Annotated in this window: 15 protein-coding genes and 1 pseudogene; 9 read left to right on the top strand and 7 right to left on the bottom strand. The window is 66.0% G+C overall.

The window, feature by feature from the left end; translation table 11 throughout:
• The first annotated feature begins 50 nt into the window (after positions 1-50).
• From Q5H91_RS11050 to Q5H91_RS11060, 3 genes are all read left to right on the top strand, one after another.
• Entirely contained in the window at positions 51-2,882 is a 2,832-nt protein-coding gene (locus Q5H91_RS11050) for a glycoside hydrolase family 127 protein (RefSeq protein ID WP_305173574.1), read from the top strand.
• Between the two features lie 154 nt (positions 2,883-3,036).
• Complete coding sequence (locus Q5H91_RS11055) at positions 3,037-3,618, top strand: YkgJ family cysteine cluster protein (protein ID WP_305173464.1); 582 nt, start codon at positions 3,037-3,039, stop codon at positions 3,616-3,618.
• Positions 3,619-3,738: 120 nt separating this feature from the next.
• Positions 3,739-5,106: an ABC1 kinase family protein gene (locus Q5H91_RS11060; RefSeq protein ID WP_370655259.1), complete on the top strand. Its 1,368-nt coding sequence runs from the start codon at positions 3,739-3,741 to the stop codon at positions 5,104-5,106.
• Between the two features lie 157 nt (positions 5,107-5,263).
• Here the strand turns inward: Q5H91_RS11060 and Q5H91_RS11065 are convergent, their stop codons facing one another.
• Entirely contained in the window at positions 5,264-7,615 is a 2,352-nt protein-coding gene (locus Q5H91_RS11065) for a TonB-dependent receptor domain-containing protein (RefSeq protein ID WP_305173465.1), read from the bottom strand.
• Positions 7,616-7,812: 197 nt separating this feature from the next.
• Entirely contained in the window at positions 7,813-8,160 is a 348-nt protein-coding gene (locus Q5H91_RS11070; protein WP_305173466.1) for a DUF2946 family protein, read from the bottom strand.
• 442 nt (positions 8,161-8,602) lie between these two features.
• On the opposite strand from Q5H91_RS11070, the gene Q5H91_RS11075 reads away from it, so the two are divergent.
• Positions 8,603-9,361, top strand: a complete 759-nt coding sequence (locus Q5H91_RS11075; protein WP_305173467.1) for an NYN domain-containing protein — start codon at positions 8,603-8,605, stop codon at positions 9,359-9,361.
• A 120-nt stretch (positions 9,362-9,481) separates the two neighbouring features.
• Here Q5H91_RS11075 and Q5H91_RS11080 read toward each other — a convergent pair whose 3' ends face one another.
• Entirely contained in the window at positions 9,482-9,655 is a 174-nt protein-coding gene (locus Q5H91_RS11080; protein ID WP_305173468.1) for a hypothetical protein, read from the bottom strand.
• A 1-nt stretch (position 9,656) separates the two neighbouring features.
• On the bottom strand, positions 9,657-10,256 hold the full coding sequence (locus Q5H91_RS11085; protein ID WP_305173469.1) for a hypothetical protein: 600 nt from the start codon (positions 10,254-10,256) through the stop codon (positions 9,657-9,659).
• 276 nt (positions 10,257-10,532) lie between these two features.
• Between Q5H91_RS11085 and Q5H91_RS11090 the strand changes: the two genes are divergently transcribed.
• Both Q5H91_RS11090 and Q5H91_RS11095 read left to right on the top strand, forming a co-directional pair.
• A complete protein-coding gene (locus Q5H91_RS11090; protein ID WP_305173470.1) occupies positions 10,533-10,844 on the top strand; it encodes a hypothetical protein in 312 nt (103 codons plus the stop codon).
• Positions 10,841-12,499, top strand: a complete 1,659-nt coding sequence (locus tag Q5H91_RS11095; RefSeq protein ID WP_305173471.1) for a hypothetical protein — start codon at positions 10,841-10,843, stop codon at positions 12,497-12,499. The genes Q5H91_RS11090 and Q5H91_RS11095 overlap by 4 nt, the downstream gene beginning before the upstream one ends.
• A 468-nt stretch (positions 12,500-12,967) precedes the next feature.
• Here Q5H91_RS11095 and Q5H91_RS11100 read toward each other — a convergent pair whose 3' ends face one another.
• Entirely contained in the window at positions 12,968-13,540 is a 573-nt protein-coding gene (locus Q5H91_RS11100) for a Rossmann-fold NAD(P)-binding domain-containing protein (RefSeq protein ID WP_305173472.1), read from the bottom strand.
• 142 nt (positions 13,541-13,682) lie between these two features.
• Positions 13,683-13,838, bottom strand: a pseudogene (locus Q5H91_RS16555) (NAD-dependent epimerase/dehydratase family protein); the annotation flags it as partial.
• Positions 13,839-13,925: 87 nt separating this feature from the next.
• Between Q5H91_RS16555 and Q5H91_RS11110 the strand changes: the two are divergent.
• Complete coding sequence (locus Q5H91_RS11110; RefSeq protein WP_305173474.1) at positions 13,926-14,837, top strand: LysR family transcriptional regulator; 912 nt, start codon at positions 13,926-13,928, stop codon at positions 14,835-14,837.
• 185 nt (positions 14,838-15,022) lie between these two features.
• On the opposite strand, the gene Q5H91_RS11115 is transcribed toward Q5H91_RS11110, so the two are convergent.
• Complete coding sequence (locus Q5H91_RS11115; RefSeq protein WP_305173475.1) at positions 15,023-15,247, bottom strand: hypothetical protein; 225 nt, start codon at positions 15,245-15,247, stop codon at positions 15,023-15,025.
• A 44-nt stretch (positions 15,248-15,291) separates the two neighbouring features.
• Between Q5H91_RS11115 and Q5H91_RS11120 the strand changes: the two genes are divergently transcribed.
• Together Q5H91_RS11120 and Q5H91_RS11125 are read left to right on the top strand one after the other, a co-directional pair.
• On the top strand, positions 15,292-16,497 hold the full coding sequence (locus Q5H91_RS11120; RefSeq protein ID WP_305173476.1) for an FAD-dependent oxidoreductase: 1,206 nt from the start codon (positions 15,292-15,294) through the stop codon (positions 16,495-16,497).
• The gene (locus tag Q5H91_RS11125) at positions 16,497-18,485 is read left to right on the top strand and encodes an NACHT domain-containing protein (RefSeq protein ID WP_305173477.1); all 1,989 of its coding nucleotides are present in this window, start codon (positions 16,497-16,499) and stop codon (positions 18,483-18,485) included. Before Q5H91_RS11120 ends, Q5H91_RS11125 begins: the two co-directional genes overlap by 1 nt.
• Positions 18,486-18,522 lie beyond the last annotated feature (37 nt).

The raw sequence follows: 18,522 nt of genomic DNA on the forward strand, positions 1-18,522 counted from the left end.
TCCGGCATTGCATGCCGCCCGATGCAGGTCGATCGAGGAGAAGAAGCGTGATGTCCGGCAAAGCGGCGTTCCCCGTGGGCGGTCTTCACCGCCGCCAGATGCTGAAGGCCGCCGCGGGCGCCACGGCGGTGACCCTGGCGGACAATGGCCTGGCCCGAGCGGCGGAACCCCCGGCGCGGGTCAACCTGGCCAAGGTGGCGGTGCCGGCGGGCGGATATGTCTCGGGCGACACCCGGCTGGGCGCACTCAACAGCGGGGCCGAGCCGGCCAACTCCGCCGACACGGCATCGGGCGCCTTCGGCACCTGGCCACGCACCGACCGCCAGTGGGTCAGCTATGAATGGAGCGCACCGGTCAGGACCGACAGCGTCGACATCTATTGGTGGCAGGATGGGCAGGGTATCGCGCTGCCCCGGACGGCGCGGCTGCTCTACTGGAACGGCAGCGACTTCGTGCCGGTGCGCAATCCGCGTGGGGGCGGGCTGGCCGCCGACCGGTTCAACCGGATCGGCTTCGATCCCGTCACCACGACCCGGCTGAAGCTCGAGATGCAGGGCGACGGCGAGAAGTCGGTTGGCATCCTCCAGTGGCGGGTCTGGAACGTCGGCCCCGTGCCGGTGTTCGCGCCGGCCGTCGTGGCGGGCGTCGACCGGTCGATGGTCATGGGCGGGCAGACCTATCTGGCGGGCAAGGCCGACTGGTTGCAGCGCGGCGCGGGTGACGGGGTGCGCTGGACCAAGGTGAGCGGCCCCGGCGAGGTGATCTTCGCCGATCCTGCCGCCCCCGCCACCAAGGCGGCAGCGAACCGCCCCGGCGACTATGTGCTGCGACTGTCCGCCAATGCCGGTGCGAAGGCGTCGACCGCCGACGTGGCGCTGCGCGTGGTCGCCCCGCCGCCGGCCAAGCGGCTCGATGTCGTCTACACCACCCCCTATGCGATCAACAGTCCGCTGTGGAACGAGCGGGCCAAGGCGCTGATCGTCAACTGGATCCCGCACTGCATCGCCTATTGCGAGCGGACCGACCTGAAGACCGGCCAGGGCGGGCTGGATAACTTCGTCGAGGCGGGCAAGGCGTTGCGGGGGGAGGCCCATGCGCCCCACAAGGGCTATGTCTTCTCCAACGCCTGGGTCCACCAGACCATGGAGTCGATGTGCATCGCGCTGATGGTCGATCCGCAGGGCGACGCGGACATCGCGCAGGCGCAGGCGCACATGCGCGCGACGCTGGCGCGCTGGATCCCCGTCATCCTCGCCGCGCAGGAGCCGGACGGCTATCTCCACACCGCCTACACTCTCGCCCAGCGACGCGACTGGCCGGAGCGCTGGTCGCCCGAGCATCGCGGCGACCATGAGGGCTATGTCGCGGGCTATTTCATCGAATCGGCGATCAATCACCACACGCTGACCGGCGGCAGCGACCTGCGCCTCTACGACGCGGCGAAGAAGCTGGCGGACTGCTGGGTGGCGAACATCGGGCCGGGCAAGAAGCCGTGGTTCGACGGGCATCAGGAGATGGAGCAGGCGCTCGTCCGCTTCGGCCGCTTCGTCAACGATGTCGAGGGTGGCGGCCGCGGCGACGCCTATATCCGGCTCGCGCGCTTCCTGCTCGATTCGCGCGAGGGCGGGTCGGAATATGACCAGAGCCACCTGCCGCCCGAACAGCAGTATGAGGCGGTGGGCCACGCGGTGCGCGCGGTCTATTTCTACTCGGGTATGGCCGACATCGCCGCCGAAACCGGCGATCGCGACTATCAGAGCGCCACCATGTCGCTGTGGGACAATATGGTGAACCGCAAATACTACGTCACCGGCGGCGTCGGCAGCGGCGACACGTCGGAGGGGTTCGGCGGCAACTACGCCTTGCGCAACGACGCGTACTGCGAATCCTGCTCCAGCTGCGGGCTCATCTTCTTCCAGTACAAGCTGAACCTGTCGTACCACGACGCGAAATACGCCGACCTGTACGAGGAGACGATGTACAACGCGCTGCTCGGCGCGACCGACCTCGCGGGCAAGAGCTTCTGCTACACCAACCCGCTGGAGAATACCGAGCGGGCCAAGTGGCACACCTGCCCGTGCTGCGTCGGCAACATCCCGCGCACCCTGCTGATGATGCCGACGTGGACTTATGTGAAGGATGCCGGCGGGGTCTATGTGAACCTGTTCGTGGGCAGCCGCATCGACGTGGGCGAGGTGGCGGGCACCCGCCTCCAGATGGTGCAGGAAACCGACTATCCGTGGAAGGGCGCGGTCGCGATCACGGTCAACCCTGCCGAAACCCGCCGCTTCGCGGTCCGCGTGCGCGTTCCCGATCGCAGGACGAGCGCGCTCTACACGGCCGAACCCGCCGTCGCCGGACTCCTCAGCCTGAAAGTCAACGGCAAACGAATGACCCCCCAACTCGAAAACGGCTACGCCGTCATCACCCGCGAGTGGCGGCGCGGCGACCGGATCGAGGTGGAACTGCCGATGGCGGTACAGCGCGTCACCGCCGACAAGCGGGTCGACGCGACGCGCAACAAGGTCGCGCTGCGCTTCGGCCCGCTCGTCTACAATGTGGAACGGGCGGACCAGGCGCGCATCGACCAGCCGCTGTCGAACGCGACCCTGACGCCGGAGTGGCGGCCCGATCTGCTCGGCGGTGTGACCGTGATCCGCGGGACATGGGCGGACGGATCGCCGATGCTCGCCATCCCCAACTTCGCGCGGGCGAACCGCGATGGTGGCGGAATCAAGGAATTTCCCGGCGAACCTTCCGGCGTGGAATACGCACCGGGCGCGTTGGCGGCAGATGGCGATGCGTCGGCACAAGTCGCCAGCGCCGAGCCACGGCAGCACACCAGGACCACCCGTTCGCAGGTCTGGATCGCGACCGGGTAAGCGCCGGTTCGGCACCTTGCCAATGGGGCAGACACATGGCGGGCGGCCATCGCCGCCGCCCGCCGGACTTGATCCCCAGAATGCGGCGGATACTGTCAGGCCGGATCCGCGGTGAGATAGTCGAAGCCGGCGAGGAAGATGGCTTAACGATCGCATGCGGGAACAACCGGACGTCTCTGTCGAAACCACCCTGTTGGGTCCGGTACTGGAAGAGCGCAGCTGCGGCGACTGCACCGTGTGCTGCACGACCCTGAGGGTCGACGCGCCCGACTTCCAGAAGCCCGCCGAAACGCCGTGTCGTCATATCGGCCAGAGCGGCTGCACCATCCACGCCGTCCGTCCGCACATCTGCAGGACGTGGTTCTGCGCCTGGCGCCGGGTCGCGGCGATGCCCGAAGAGGCGCGACCCGACCGATCCGGCCTCCTCGTCTCGATCAGCTTCGTTCGAGAGCCCAGGAACTGCTTCGAGGGTATCGCGATCACCGTCCGCATCCTGCCCGACAGTACGGCGATTGCAGACGGGATGGCGGCGCGCGTGCTCGACAGCCTGTGCGATCGGTTCGTGCCCGTCTGGGTCAGCCGCGGAGCAGAGAAGATGTTGGTGCACCCCGACAACGCCGTTGCGCAGCACGTCATCGCCGGAACGCCCGCACCCGTCCACTTGCAGGATGAAGTGCGGGAGTGGCGGCTGCGCTACGGCCTTTTCGCGTCGGTCGGCGCCGACAGGGACGGCTGATCGACAGAACGCCTCGCCGCGTTGCTTTCGACGTTGGTGATCGCCAATCACAGCCGCGCGTTCGGGGCACCGCAGCACTGGCCGCAGGGAACGATTGCGGAGCCCGCCAGTCCTGACCTGGTGAACGACGACGATCCCTCCAGCCGGCGCGAGCGCGACCGGGCAGTACCATCCGGACGCCTCGCTCGGCTGGGCACCTTCGGCCGGCTGGCTGGCGGGGTTGCAGGCGGGATGATCGCGGAGGGTGCACGACGGCTGGCCGTGGGCGAGCGGCCGCGCCTTGGCGAACTGGTCCTGACGCCGGCCAATGCCGCTCGCGTCGCCGACCGGCTGTCGCACCTTCGCGGCGCGGCGATGAAGCTCGGCCAGATGATCTCGATGGACGCGGGCGACCTGCTGCCCCCGGAACTGTCGACGATCCTCGCGCGGCTCAGGAACCAGGCCTATCGCATGCCGCCGCAGCAGCTCGACGGTGTGCTGAAGGCCGAATGGGGGGGCGACTGGCGGCGTCGCTTCGCTCGCTTTGAAGCAAGCCCGATCGCCGCCGCATCGATCGGGCAGGTGCACCGCGCGACGATGCCGGACGGACGCGTCCTGGCGGTGAAGGTACAGTATCCCGGCGTTGCCGAGAGCATCGACGCGGACGTCGACAACGTCGCGACCCTGCTGCGCATCTCCAACCTGCTACCACCATCGCTCAACCTCGCGCCGCTGCTCGCAGAGGCCAAGCGCCAGCTCGCCGACGAGGCCGACTATTTGCGCGAGGGAGAGCAGATGCGCCGCTATGCCGACAGGCTGGCTGGCGACAGACGTTATGTCGTGCCAGCATTGGAAGACGCGCTGACCACGCGCCGCGTGCTTGCAATGGAGTTCGTCGAGGGGCGCCCGATCGAGGCGCTGGCCGACGACGAGCAGGCCACGCGCGACGGTGCGATGACCGCCCTCGTCTCGCTCGTGCTTCGCGAGCTGTTCGCATTCGGCGTCATGCAGACCGATCCGAACTTCGCCAACTATCGCTGGCAGCCAGAGGCGAACCGTCTGGTGCTGCTCGACTTCGGAGCGGCGCGCACGGTGCCGTCCGAGACCGCTGAGGCCTATCGTCGGCTGATCGAGGCCGGGCTGGCGCGCAATCTGGACAATGTACGGGACATCGCGATCGAGACCGGCTTTGTCGGTGCGCAGGCGGCGGCGAGACACCGCCCGGCCGTCGATCGCATGATCGCCGCCATCGATGCCGCGATGAACCGGCCAGGCCCGTTCGACTTCGGCGACCGCGCGTTCGTGCCCGTGATCCGCGCGGAGGCACGCGGGCTGATCGAGGATCGCGCGACCTGGCATGTCCCGGACATCGAGACGCTGTTCGTCCAGCGAAAAGTCAGCGGCACGGCGCTGCTGGCCGCGCGGCTGAAGGCGAGGGTGGACGTCCGCGGCCTAGCCGCCGAGGCGATCGACCGCGGGGAGCGCGACGCCGAACGGGGTCGGGCGTAACGCATCTCGCGCATCGCTATCGATGGCAGGCGTGCCTGACCGCCAATCCCAGCGAGTGCTTGTGATAGAGTGACGACCGACCGGACGAAAATGCCTGTGCGATATCCATGGCTGGACATGCATGGCGGAGACGGAGGGATTCGAACTAGAGCGTCTTTCACCTCGTGTGAGACTTGAGAGATTGGACCCTAGTGCCCCCGTGAGTGCCCCCGGCGATGCGAGTGGAAAATTCTTCTTCCCGATCAGAGCTCTCGCTGCCTCCTTCCGAGACCCTCGCATCACGCGTGCTCACCAGGCGTGACTCGACCAAGAAGTCCTCGCCGCGCTCGAACACCGCGCGGATACGCCGACGCAGCGCGTCGAGGTCCTCGGCGACGACATGCTCCTGATACTGTTCCTCGGTCAGGCCTTCGGCTGTGGCGGCAGGATCCAGCCCATACAGCCGCGCAAAATTGTCATCACCGTGGAGCAGGTCGCTGTCGACCATCCAGTCCCACAGCCCGACCGACCCGGATGCGGACAGGGCCATTTGCAGCCGCTCGTCCTTGAGCGCCAGCTGCTCCTGGATCAGTCGCGCCTCCGTTCGGTCGCGCAGCACCTTGACGAAGCCGATCGCCTCTCCACCCTCGTCGCGCTGGGTCATCATCTCGCCATTGGCCCAGAAGCGTTCGCCGCTGCGGCGAAGATGCCAACGCTCGTCGATGCCCCGTCCCAGCGCGAGCGCGTCATTCATCTCGCGCTGCGGCACGCCCGCCGTGCGGTCCTCAGGCGTGAAGAAGGCGCCGAGGTCGTGGCCGCGGATCTCGTCGGGCGTCCAGCCGAGAATGCGTGTCGCGCCCTCATTCCAGTCGGTAATGCGGCCGTCTTCGTCCATCACCACGATGGCGTAATCGATGGCGCTGTTGAAGATCGCTTCGAACCGGGAACGGCCGCCGGCCAGTTCAATGCGCAGCCGGCGCTCGGCATTCGCCGTCCTGCGCAGCTCCAGTTGCGCCATGACCTGCCGCGCCAACGCGAGCAGGCCGGTACGCTGCCGCTCGCTGAGGCCCTGCGGCCTTGGCTGGTGACCGATAACGCACAGTGTGCCGAGCGCCTCGCCCTCCGGCGAACGCAGCACTGCGCCGGCATAGAAGCGGATATAGGGGGCACCCGTCACAAGCGCGCTGCTTCGGGTCCGCTCGTCCTCTGTGGTCGCGCGCTGCGCCCGCAAGTTCGCGCTCGCCGGAGTGGCGAAGGAGTTGGCGTCGTAGGTCGGCACCTCGGCGCTGCGCGACACGTTGCCGAACACCTGTGCGTCCGCGGAAACGTCCCACAGGATGCCGGCGCGCGGGCTCCACAGGTTGTAGGTCTTGGCGCCGGACTGGTCGCCGTTCGACAGGAAGCGATCGCGGCGGTCCCGTCGCGCGTGGAGATACTGAAGCCCGCCGATCAGCGCGAGGTTCGGCGCGACGAACAGCGAATCCTCGGCATAGATCGAGAAGTTGCGCGACGTGTCGACCAGCGAGGCCGCGAGCGCGCCCTTCACCGCGCCCGTAAGATTGACGAACTGCTCGGTATCGATGGTGCCGTTCTGGAGGTTCGCGCCGACGATCAGCCGGTTACGGATCAAGCCGAGCGAACGATCGTCCACTGCGCGCACGAACGCGCCATAATCGTCGACGGTGAAGTCGAGCCACTGAAAGATCGGGTGCCGGACATGCCGATTGTTGTAGAAAACGCCTGCCTCGACGATGGTGTCGCCCAGGCGCGCGGTGGTCTTGTTGGCGACGCGGATCGAGCGGACGTTGCGCTGCTGGTCCTGCCGCACCCATTCGGGATTGGCCGAGCGCGGGTCATTGAGCGCCTGGTCCTTGCTGACCTCGCCCGGAATGCGCTGCTTCGTGCTGGTCGCGTAGAGGTAGAAGCGGGTCTCGACGTCTGGCGAGATGCGGTAGCCGAGATTGAGGTTGCCGCGGAACTGGTGCCCTTCGCTGTGATCGCGGTAGCCGTCATTCGTCTGGGCCGAGACGGTGGCGAAATAGTCGAAATCGCCGGAGACTCCGCCGGTGCTCGCCTGCCCCTTCACATAGCCGAAGCTGCCGACGTCGACGCGCGCGTCGAGCGGCGAAGCGTCGCGGCCGACCGGCGTGACGAGGTTGATCGCGCCGCCAAGGGCGTTCGAGCCAAAGCGCAGCGCGTTCGCGCCCTTGAACACCTCGACATAGCGGTAGGCGCTAGGATCAACCTCGAAGAAGTCGAGCAGCCCGTCTGAGGTGTTCATCGGAATGCCGTCGATGGAGAGCGTGAGCCCACGCACGCCATAAGCGCGCGACAGGCCCGAGCCGCGAATCGACAGGCGCACGTCATCGCCCATCCGGGGCTGAACGATCACTCCCGGCACATATTGCAGCACGTCCTTGATGGTCTGGACCGGCGTGTTCTTGAAGGTCGTGTCCGGGACGACCTCGACGCCGCCGGGGGTGCGCTCGATCTCGGCGGTGGCCTGCGCCACGGTGGGCGTGGCGGTCACCACGATGTCACTGGCGCCGCCGTTCGATAAACTGGGCTCGCGCGTCTGTGCGCCGGCCGGAATGGCCAGTAGGAGGCAAGGCGCCGCGGCGCTCGCCAGAAGGCAGGTTCTGTACATGGAATACCCTTGATCGGCCCGCCGCGATGCTCGCGGGGGCGCTTATCGGCGCGCCGTGCGGGACGGCGACGAACTCGGGATCAAAGGTAAGCGGGCGGCCCTCTCAGCGGCGGGCGCAGATATGGCGGCGAGGATGGCGGCGGCAGCGTGAAGCCGACGGCGCCCATGGCCATGACGAAGGCGATGAGCCCGGCGAGAAGCATCGGGTCGATCGCGCCCAGGACCGCAGCCGACAGGCCGGAGAAGGCGCACGGCATCTCGGCCTTGCCATGATCCTTGGTCTTGCCGTGATCGGGCATGTCGTCTTGCATCTCCATCGACATGGTGCGCGGTTCGACGCCCGAGCAGATGGTGATGGTGAGGCGGCCATGATCGCTGTCGATCATGTAGCCGGTGGGCACCAACAGCTTCAGCAGCAGCGTCGCCACGCACAGAAGCAAGGCAAGGTGGCGTTGCGCCAGAAGGGTGGTCGATGACAAGCTGCGGCGCGTGCTCGGCGAGATTCCTGCAACGCCGCTCGACGAAGCGCTGCGAACGACACTCGCTGGACTGCACCGCGGATCATGATGCGGCTGCAACGAACGTCCGCTTCCAGACAGCTCGCTGTGCCGTGTTCTGCTGTCACTGATCGGCAACCTTGCACACGATCACGGGCGGCAAACGAAGCTGGAGAGCTGAGAGCGCGCGGGCATTGACGGCTTCTCCGTCCTTGCCGCCGCGGCGGCTAGGCGAATTTCGGGCATGTCGAACCTTACAGCGAACGCGCGTCCTGTGGTGACTCTCAACCAACGTGTGCCACGCCCAGGATCACGCTGCTCGCTTCAGAGCGCATTAGAGCCAAATCAAGAACTTGGGCGATACGTATGCGCGGTGACACGCGCCGACCCCCTTCCCCGCCTCGCCGTCCTCATCGATGCCGAGAACATCTCGCCCCGGATCGCGCAGCGCCTATTCGAAGAGATCGCCACCTTCGGCGAAGCCAGCGTGCGGCGCATCTACGGCGATTTCTCGGAGGAGCGGCTGAAGGGTTGGGCACAAATCCTCGCGGACCACGCGATCATCCCACAGCAGAACTTCGCACTGACCGTGGGCAAGAATGGCTCCGACATCGCGTTAGTCATCGATGCGATGGACCTGCTCCACAGCGGTCGTTTCGCGGGCTTCTGCCTGGTTTCGTCCGACAGCGACTTCACACGTCTCGCTGCGCGTCTCCGCGAGCAGGGCCTCGACGTGTTCGGTTTCGGTGAAGCGAAGACCCCGAAGAGCTTCAGACAGGCCTGCAAGCGCTTCGTCCTGACGGAGAACCTGCTACCTCGATCCGAGCCGATCGCACCAGCCCCGAGCCAGAAGACCACGGTCGGTGCCGCTGCAGCGCCTCATCCTGCCTCGCTCACGCCAGCGGACGCGACGGCCATGGTCCTACGTGCGATCGCGCAGCTCGAGGATGAGGAGGGCTGGGTTCATCTCGGCGGCCTCGGGTCACGGCTTCTGGCGATGGATCCGGAATTCGATCCGCGCACATACGGTTGCGCCAAGCTGACGACGCTGATCGAGAAAGCAGGCGGGTTCGAGGTGCGACGCGGCGGCGGCATGTCGGTGCAGGTTCGGCAGAAGAGTGGTCCGCATTGACTCAGCGGCGTGATCCGAAGGGACGATCGCCCACCCTCCGCTCCTGATCCAGGTCGCGCGTGCCGTTACGAGGCAAACCCGTCAGCGACTTCCGGGCGCGTATGCTGGAACGCCGTCTGCTCACCGTGCGCGGAGGAACTCGAGCCGCTGCTGCAGTTCGTCCGACAGCCCGTGCCGTCCTTCGCGGTTCGGCAGATAGCGGACGTGCCGGATGTGCCGGATGTCGAATGGGATGTCGGCTTCCGATTGTGTGATCGGGATGACTTCGCGGCCGAGAGTGTGCGCGATCCCCATTTCATAGAAGACGTTCGCGTTCCGACCGGTGCAATCGCAGATCACGACGCTGGATCGGTCGATCAACGACACCACGTCCGCGATCACCTCGGCACGTTCCCAGATCTCGTCGACACGCCGACAACGGTACCCCGCCGCCTCCGCCGCCCGGCGGATCGCCGCGGTAGGTCGAATCGAAGCCGGCGTCGAAGGGCATCATCACCGACACGAGGTCGGGATCGATCGTTTCGACCTCGTCCAGCGTGAACACCTGCGGCCGCTGCCGCGCCCGCGCACCTAGCCGGAGCATGGCCTGGAACAGGTCCACGTCCTTGATCGCCCAGTGATTGCGCGAGAACTCGAAGGCGTCGTCGATCCCGAACTCCTCGCGCACCGCAAGGATGTCCCTGTTGCGGATTGGGCGGATGCGGTCGTCGAGACGATACTCGAGCGTCGCCTGACCGCCACGGATGCGTGCGACGACGAGCTCGCCGACACGAGCCAGCTGGTCCCCGGTGCCCTCCACCATGAACAGACAGGGGAAAGCGCGCAGCCGGTCGAAGTCAGGCTCGTCGTCAGGCTTGAACTGCCTGAGCAACCGGCGTTCGGTGCTCTCGAACACGCGGTCCGCCCCGAGGACATCTCGTCGGTCGCCCCACGCTCCCGATCTTACGACTAGGCTGTACATGCAAGGATGATACAGGGTGCCGCCCACCAGCGCCACGCCGCTCGAAGTTCCCCCGCCGTGCAGCCTCGCGAAATCACGGAACGTGGCAATCGGCACGACCGCTACATCGGAAGTCGAGCAGCGCGAGCCTGACTGGACGGCCCACTTGTGGCATCGACGTTGTGCGACTGATCGTCGCTACGACACCGCTTAGCATCAGGGTCCAGAACCATGCCCCGTGACAAACCGCTCGATGGCCGGATCAGCTTCGCCCAGCGCGAGCGTGCGCGGCGTGGACGGCGCGCGGTCGCGTGCGACGTGTCGGGCCGTTGGTTGAAGTTCGGCGACCCTTTCGACCCGTCGTTCGGCGAAGGCGATTCGGTCTGGGTTGACGTCCTGACGGACATTCATGACGATGAAGCCGGACTCGGCGTACCGCCCCGCACGCGCAAGCTCGCGACGCTAATGGTGCGGGTGGAGGATCTGCGCGCGATCGTAGAGCAGTTCGACGAAGAGCGCCGCGCCGGATTGCCGGGCGCATGACCACGTCCCTCTCTCCGAAGTTCTTCGAGCTTTCCGACGTCCGCGCCGTCGAGGGGCGCAGCTGGATAGCGCTGCGCCACGACGAGGAGATCAGGCACGAAAGTCCTTCCGACAGCGTCGGTGGGATCAGAGCCTACACCGGCATCGCCACTCTGGCGGTGCTCGCGTCCGACCGCGCTACGGTCGACGCCTTCACCTGGGATGACGTCGACCCTTCGGCCCACCGCCCCAGCCTCGACGGCGGTCACTATCGACCCGTGGACGCGCACTGCGACTGGAGCGAGGAGCGCAAGGTCGTCGGAACTCGCCTCGTGCTCGCGCAGGCCGGCAGCGGCGGCGGCTTCGCGCCCGAGACCTGGCACCTGCACCAGGACCTGGTCTTCACCCTTCGGCTGGTAAGGGAAGGAGACGCGTGGTTCCGGCCCGAGGAAGGCTGGATCGAGGCGGCAAGGCTGAAGCGCGGAGAGGAGGGGCGCCCGGTGCTGCTCGAAATCCGCGCGGAGATGCTATCGGACTATCTCGCCGCCCGCGGCATGGCGCTGTTCGTGTCGGGCTACCACGAGCGCGCCGCCTATTTCGAGGCCAAGCCGCCCTACGAATGGGCGGACGAGCACCGGCAGGTCGAGGCCGGCCGGGACAGCCGTGAGGCCTACGTGACCGAAGCCGAGTTCCCTCCAGAGCCGCGGTACAGATTCAGAGCCCTCGGCGCCCTGTGGCGCACCGAGTGGTGGCAACCGGGCACGCGAAGCACCCGCGTCCGGGGGGACAGCGAGCCGGGCGAGGCGACCTTCGCGGCCGGGCCGAGCGGCGAGCGCAAGACGGCCGAGCAGTGCGTGGGCGCGATGACCTACCTCGCCTTCCAGCCTTCCCTAGTCCCGGCGCTGCTGAGATACCGTGGCGGCTCACTCGGCTGGTACAGTCGCGAGACCGGCGGGCTCGCGGGCGCGGACACCGGCATGCACTTCGGCGTCAACACGCTCGGCCTCGTCACGATCTTCGCCAAGGACATCGCCAAGCTGGATGGCTGGGAGCAGCGGGTCTGGGCAGCCCACAGCACCCCCCTCGACGGTGGCGTGGCGGGAGAGCTGTGGGACACGCAGATGAACTGCAGGCCCGCGGACACCGTCGCGCCGGAGACGCGGCTGGAGAGCGCGCTCAATGGGCTGAACGAGGCTTTCCAAACCCGCTTCGGCGTTCCCCTGCTACGCGAGCACGGGTCGGTCGCCGGCATCCTCAAGCGCACGCACCGGTTCCGGGCGGTCGAGCACGATGGCCTGCTCGCTCTCGCGAAGGAACTCAACAGGCTGCTCATGGAGCGCCTCGACCTGGACGCGCTGCGAGGCGCCGCGTCGATCGGCAAGGAGAAGCTGGGGACGCTCAAGGCCTTGGAACGGCTGCTCGAGCGTACGCTCGGCCAAGTCGACGCCCGCACGATGATGGCGCCCCTGTTCGGAATCAACGACCTCCGCAACGCCGATGCGCACCTGGGCTCGAGCCAGCTGGAGAGCGGACTCGATCGCGCCAGGGTCGACCATCGTCACGCCAACCCCGTCGAGCAGGGCTGCCAGTTGCTGGAGGCGTTCGTCGCCACGGTCGGCGACATCACGATCGTCATCTCGCGGGATGCCGAGCAGCGGCAGGCCGGAGCAGCATGAGGGAAAATCAATCAGCGCCGGGGGCAGGAGCGTCGCCTTCCCATTAGCGGGATAGCACGCGTGAATGGCCGGAATCGAGGCTAATCGGGTCTGCGGTGCAGATCAGCCGTCGCTCGGAAGGTGGGTCGCGAGGGATCGAGGAGACCCTCACCTTAGCGAAGGGTCTCCTCGGTCCGCCGGGCTAGGGCGTAGTCCTCAGCTGCATCCAGCCGATAAGGCTGGAGCAGCAAGGTCAGCCGGCCAGATTGTAGTTCGTCCGCGGCCATCATGCGCGCCCCTCCGCGATATGGCCAGACCAGGAAGGGTCGACGCGAGGACGTCCAGGGCCGATTAAGTGACGCCCTCACCTGCACGCTCACCAACGTCACAGTCTTATCGTTCGTACAGCGCCAACTCTCCTAGCAGAAGGAGCCGAACTGTAGAATGCAGTCGCGCAGAGCAACGTCAGCAAGGGCGCCACTGGCCGCTTTACCCGTTGGCGGTCATGGCCTCCGCGAATGCGCAATAGGTCCGGAGCGGGCGGCCCAATCTCCGGGCAAGCTGGTCGGCTGCGTCGGGCGCGCCGAGCACGCCGTTCCGGACCATGCCCCTGAATACCAGTTTCAGATCATACGCGGTGGCAGTCGGCAGCGCTAAGCGCATTCTGCGTTCCACCTCGTCAAGATCGTCGCCGACATAGCTGACGCGCGTGCCGATCACCTCCGACCACAGCTTCGACATAGCGTTGCCGGTGAACGTGTCCGGACCGACGACCTCGATCGTCTCCGCCGGCAGCGGGTGGCTCGCTTGGTCGCGGCGCAGCAGCTCGACGGCGGCGATCGCCGCCACGTCGCGTGCGTCGACCGAAGTGACTCCGATCCTTCCAAGCGGGGTAGGATAGAGATGGTGATCGAGAATGGCCGCTTTCGCCGTAAGGTCGTTCTGGAAACAGGCATTCGGCCGCAGGATCGTTGCGGGCAGCTTCCGCCGGGCGATCGTCTGCTCGGCCGCGAGCTTCGCGGCGGCGCGCGAGGCGTCGGCGAACTGATCCGCGCCCATCATCGACAGGTAGACGACCCCCTTGATCCCGGCCTCCTTCGATGAGGCCGAGGAGCAGCAGCGCACGGGTCATCTCATCCGGCACGGCTGGGTTCAGGACGAAGCCGCTGCTGACGCTTCGGAGCAGGTCCCGCATGAAGTCGACGTCCAGAACATCGCCGGTCACGAGCGTCGCTCCGTCAGGAACGCCTGCTTCCGGCAGCCGGGTGCCGAGCGCAACCACGTCGGCGTCCCGCGCTACCAGTTCCTTCACCACCAAGGATCCGATCTGCCCGGTTCCTCCGATCACCAATATCGTCATGCGTCCTCCAAGGCGTGAAGGTGCCCGTGCCACCTTTTCGGTGCTAGACCACGATTTGAACCCAAGTGTTTCATAGGCGGCACATCGATGGATCTTGGTGCGCTGCGAGCGTTCCAGCAGGTCGCCGAATACGGCGGCATAGGGTCGGCCAGTCGTGCGATCGGCGTGCCAAAGACGACGCTTTCGCGCCGCCTGCGCGAACTGGAAGAGGATCTTGGTACCCGGCTAGTCGATCGCGGCCCGAAGCTGTTCAGGCTCACGCCGGAGGGCGAAGCCCTTCATCAGCGGACCCGTTTTCTGATCGCCGAGATCGAGGAGGCCGGACAGACCCTCTCCGGCGGATGGTCTCGTCCTCGCGGAAAGCTGCGCGTCAACGTACCCACGCTGTTCGGCGACCTGCACATGGGTCGGATCGCGTCCGCCTTCCTCGAACGCTACCCTGAAATCGACCTTGAAGTGCTGAGCGACAATCGCGTTATCGACCCGCTGATGGAAGGGTTCGATCTGGTCGTGCGGGTCAATCCCGCGGCCGATAGCGGCCTGTTCGGCCGCGTCGTCTTCAGGGAAGATACGGTGCTGGTGGCCGCACCTTCCGTCCCGAGGCCGCGGGCCGAAGCGCACGAGGATGCGAACGTCTCGGTGCCCGCTGTCACGCTGCCCGCGTCTGCCGGTCTGTCGCGATGGATAGTGGATCGAGACGGTGCGTCCATGGCCTACGCTCCCAGGCCGGTCCTGCGCGTGTCCTCGCTGCCCCTAGCGCTACAGGCGGTGCGTCATGGTACCGGCGCCGCCTTGCTTCCTCGATCTCTGGTGGAGGACGACCTGCGCGCAGGGTCGCTGGTATGCTGGGGCAGAGATATAGAAAGGGTCGTAGAAGTGTGGGTGCTGCACACCTCCAACCGGCTGCGCAGTCCCAAGGTGACCGCCTTCGTGGAGTTCCTGTGCGCTGCCTTTCCCGACCAGCAGGCGATGCCGCAGAACCATGGCAACGATGGCTGATCTTCGCGCGCGGAAGTCAGCCTCAGTCATCTGGATTGATGCGCGATGCCGCGTCCCCTCCACCATCGCGACGTTGCCAAGACAACGCGTCGCGATACGCTTGTCGCTCTCAAAGCCGTTTTAGCCAGAGCCGCGATCGCGCATACCGGGGCGATCAGGTCCTCAATCGACATCCCGTCACCGTTTCATGGAGAAGGAACGATGGCGCTCATCGCTTCCAGCGTCTCATGATGCGACAGCGCTCGGGAGGATCCCCAACGTCTCCCCCGGATCCCATAACGTTCGACGTCGAACGCGTTGTCTTGCCGCGGCATCGTCGATCCCGGTTTGACGTTCGAGTTCAACCCCAGCTTGCTCAACGACGAACGCAGAAGCCTCTTCCATCCAAAGCGCTCCTTGCGGAACGTCATTAAGCCACTTAATTAAGTTGCTCAACGGCAGCAGGCGCGCGTACATGACAAGGGACTTCGGCTTCGTCATCGTGGGTGGTGGCATCCTGGGCAGCGCCTTGGCGGCGCTGGCAGCAGGCATGGGGCTCGAACCGCTCATACTGAGACGATCCGATGCAGACGCACCCGAAGCCGACACGCTGCGCAACCAGGGATGGCTTCAATCCGGCATAATGTACCCTATCAACCATTTCGCAGATGAAAGCGCATATCGCACTTTTGCGGCCCAGACCTTCATGGCTGGGCGTGATCTGCTGAAGATGTGTGGCCTTCCCGTTCCCGAAGAAGGCGGCCTGCTAGGGCTTCGCGAAGCGTTCCATGTCGAACAGCTGGCGCGCAAACGAGACCTTCTTCGACTTTCCCCTTACGAGTTCCACCAGATCGAAGCCGCCGACGCCAAACGGATGATGGGCGCGCATTACGAGGTCGGCTCGACCTACTATCGGATACCCGATGCGCCGTTCAACGAAGCCGCGGTTCTCCGGCACTTCCGCAACGACGCGATCCGGCATGGAGCGATCTTCGTCGAAGTCGCGCAGCCCGCCCGGTTGGAACGCCGTGCAGACGACGTGAAGATCACCTTCGAGGGACGAGAGATCGTCAGTCCCACGGTGGTCGTCACCGCTGGTGCGGGCTCCTTCGGACTGATGGAACAGTGCGGCCTCGCGCTCGAAGGCGAGCTCCAGCGGACCCCGCTCGTCGTCGGCGAGGCGCCGGCCGACATGCCGGCGCCGATCCTGGTGGACCTCGGCCGCGGCTTCAGCGCCGTTCGGCACGAGCGAGGCGACGCCCTGGCTCCGGCGGTGGTCATGGGTACGCGCACCAAGCATCGGCACGCCGGTCCGCCCGTGCGCGTGATCCCGAGAGCCGATCAGGAGGAGTTCGCCACGCTGATTCCGCCCGCCTTCCAGGCTTCCATGGCCGGTGGTCGGTTCACCGCAGGCTACGAGGTCATGCCGAAGCGAGAAACCGGAGTCAGCGCCTACGAGCCCTGGATCCGACCCGAAGGCCCGGTCATCTTCGCCAGTCCCGGCCGGGCAACGGTAAGCGCCCTCGCTGCCCAGCAACTTCTCGCCGCCGTCCTTCACCGGAAGGCCGAAGGGCACGGCCGCACCGGCATGGTCGACACGGCGGACTGCCGCGCCTGGGATCACCCGATCGCCATGCACTACATGCCAACCTATTCCTTCAACGACGCTGAGGTCCAGTGATGTCCAGGAAAGCATCGGCCGAGCAGAAGTCGAGCGTATTCGCCCGGGTCGTTCGTCAACTGCTCGATGACACCGCCTTCTATACGCGCGTCCAGTGGAGCCAGTATCTCGGAATAAGCACCCCGGCTCTGTCCCAGTGGACCAATGATCGCACGGTTCCCCGCGCAGACCTTCTGCGCATGGTCGTCGACCTGCTCAGAACACGCGGGGGCGTCGCCGCCGGCGAGGCGCTCGTGGCCCTTGAGGCAATAATGGATCAACCGGCCGAGAGCATATCGCCCATCGGAACACGCTTTGCGCCCAGCCTGCGTGACTATCTCGCCGTGCGTTCGCTGGGAGAAGTTGGCGAGTCCCTGAGGCACCTGCCGCTAGCCGAGCAGATCGCCGTTCTGCGCGACGGCGCCATGGGTGTTCCATTCGCCGATCCGAAGGTCGAGGCCTCATCCGCCGACCTGAGGACGTCCTCTGATGACGCTGAACGATTGCCTCCCCTCTGGCGGACCCCTCGGCTCGTCCGGACACGCGGTCCGCGCGAGCGCGAGCGGCGCGTCCTGATGAACGAGTTCGACGAGCTTCGGCGCATACTCCTCGTCGGAGCGCCGGGTTCGGGCAAGTCGAGCCTGCTCGACTTCCTGCAAAGAGAGCGCCCACGATGGAGAAAGGCGAAAAGGACCAGCCTACGTCACCATCCGATCGACGGGCTCGAGGATTGGCTCGCCGGTCTGGGGGCTCGTGACCCCGATCTCCCCCTCATCATCGACGGTTTCGACGAGTTGCCTCGAGAGCATCGTGCACAAGCGGCCAGCCTCCTCGGGCGGTACGCCGATCGGGCGGGCGAACCATCCATCCTCGTCGCCTCGCGTCCTGTAGCGGAGCTAGATCGGTTCGAGCTCTTCGACAGGATCTCGATCGCGCCTTTGTCCGATGTCGATCTCGTCGCGGAAGTCACCCATTCATCCTTGGCTTCGCGCGACCCGGTCGGTGCCGAACGCTTCCTTTGCCATCTGTCCGAGAGGGACTCACTCAGATCTGCGGTCAGAAGTCCTTTGTTCCTCCAGATCGCCTGGTCCTTGTTCGAGCGCAACGCCGTCACCCCGTTCCACGAGGGCGCGGTCATTCGTGAATACATGCACATGTTGTTCGAGAGGGATAATCGACACGGTTTCAGCCGTGTGCGTGAGCCTTGGGCGACGTCCCACAACCTGCTCTCGATCCTAGGTGAAGTCGCTCTTAAACTACTTAGCCATCGGCAAAGCAGCTTTGACGAGGACGCACTGGCATCGTGGATCGGCCATTCGTCCTGGAATGTGCCGACCGGCAAACTGCTGGATCTATGGCTTGTTCATGGACTCCTGAACGAACAGGATGGGAGATACTCCTTCACGCATCGTATCGTGGAGGACTACCTCGCCGCGAGATACGCGGTGGCGAGTTCGGCAAGCGCTCTCGATTACCTGAGTGACGATCCAGCCGGAGCCTCGTCACGAGGGGCCATTCGTCTCGCGTGCAGCTTGACGAGCGATGCCACGCCTCTGCTCGAGACGTTCACCAGGCGCTCCGTCAAACATGCGGCCGACTACACGCTGCTTGCCCAGATGCTGGCGCAGCCGATCGCTGCGAAACCGCAGACCATCGAAGACAGTTGCCGCGCTCTCGTCGGCTGGCTCGAGGATTCCACGTCGGAATGGAAGGTGATCGGGGACGAAGGGCATCCGAGCTCCGAACCTGCGAAGTGGCTGGTCTGCGCCCAGGTCGGCCATGCGACGGGCGTCAACGCGGTTTCCGAGACCCTCCGGGCCATCCATCAGGCGCGCTCGGGACCTGCCTGCGTGCCGCTCAAGGCGTATCTGAGCGAAGCCAAATCGTCTTTCCTGCCGATATTCTCGGAAGCATTGGAGGTCGAAGGCAGGCTCAAGGTGGACGTGGGTCTGGCGGACGCACCACGACGCGCAGCGCGGGTGGCGGTGGAGGCGCTCCATCTCGCATGATGGCCGCCCCTCCCCACCTTCCGCGAGCACGTCGACC

The organism is Sphingomonas aurea (assembly GCF_030678875.1).
Taxonomy (GTDB): Bacteria; Pseudomonadota; Alphaproteobacteria; order Sphingomonadales; family Sphingomonadaceae; genus Sphingomonas; species Sphingomonas aurea.

Excerpts from the sequence above, each read along its gene's own strand:
- Q5H91_RS11115 (WP_305173475.1), bottom strand. The coding sequence starts at position 15,247 with ATGACGTTCCGCAAGGAGCGCTTTGGATGGAAGAGGCTTCTGCGTTCG.
- Q5H91_RS11055 (WP_305173464.1), top strand. The coding sequence starts at position 3,037 with ATGCGGGAACAACCGGACGTCTCTGTCGAAACCACCCTGTTGGGTCCG.
- Q5H91_RS11090 (WP_305173470.1), top strand. The coding sequence starts at position 10,533 with ATGCCCCGTGACAAACCGCTCGATGGCCGGATCAGCTTCGCCCAGCGC.
- Q5H91_RS11100 (WP_305173472.1), bottom strand. The coding sequence starts at position 13,540 with ATGATGGGCGCGGATCAGTTCGCCGACGCCTCGCGCGCCGCCGCGAAG.
- Q5H91_RS11120 (WP_305173476.1), top strand. The coding sequence starts at position 15,292 with ATGACAAGGGACTTCGGCTTCGTCATCGTGGGTGGTGGCATCCTGGGC.
- Q5H91_RS11050 (WP_305173574.1), top strand. The coding sequence starts at position 51 with ATGTCCGGCAAAGCGGCGTTCCCCGTGGGCGGTCTTCACCGCCGCCAG.
- Q5H91_RS11095 (WP_305173471.1), top strand. The coding sequence starts at position 10,841 with ATGACCACGTCCCTCTCTCCGAAGTTCTTCGAGCTTTCCGACGTCCGC.
- Q5H91_RS11125 (WP_305173477.1), top strand. The coding sequence starts at position 16,497 with ATGTCCAGGAAAGCATCGGCCGAGCAGAAGTCGAGCGTATTCGCCCGG.
- Q5H91_RS11080 (WP_305173468.1), bottom strand. The coding sequence starts at position 9,655 with ATGGGGATCGCGCACACTCTCGGCCGCGAAGTCATCCCGATCACACAA.
- Q5H91_RS11110 (WP_305173474.1), top strand. The coding sequence starts at position 13,926 with ATGGATCTTGGTGCGCTGCGAGCGTTCCAGCAGGTCGCCGAATACGGC.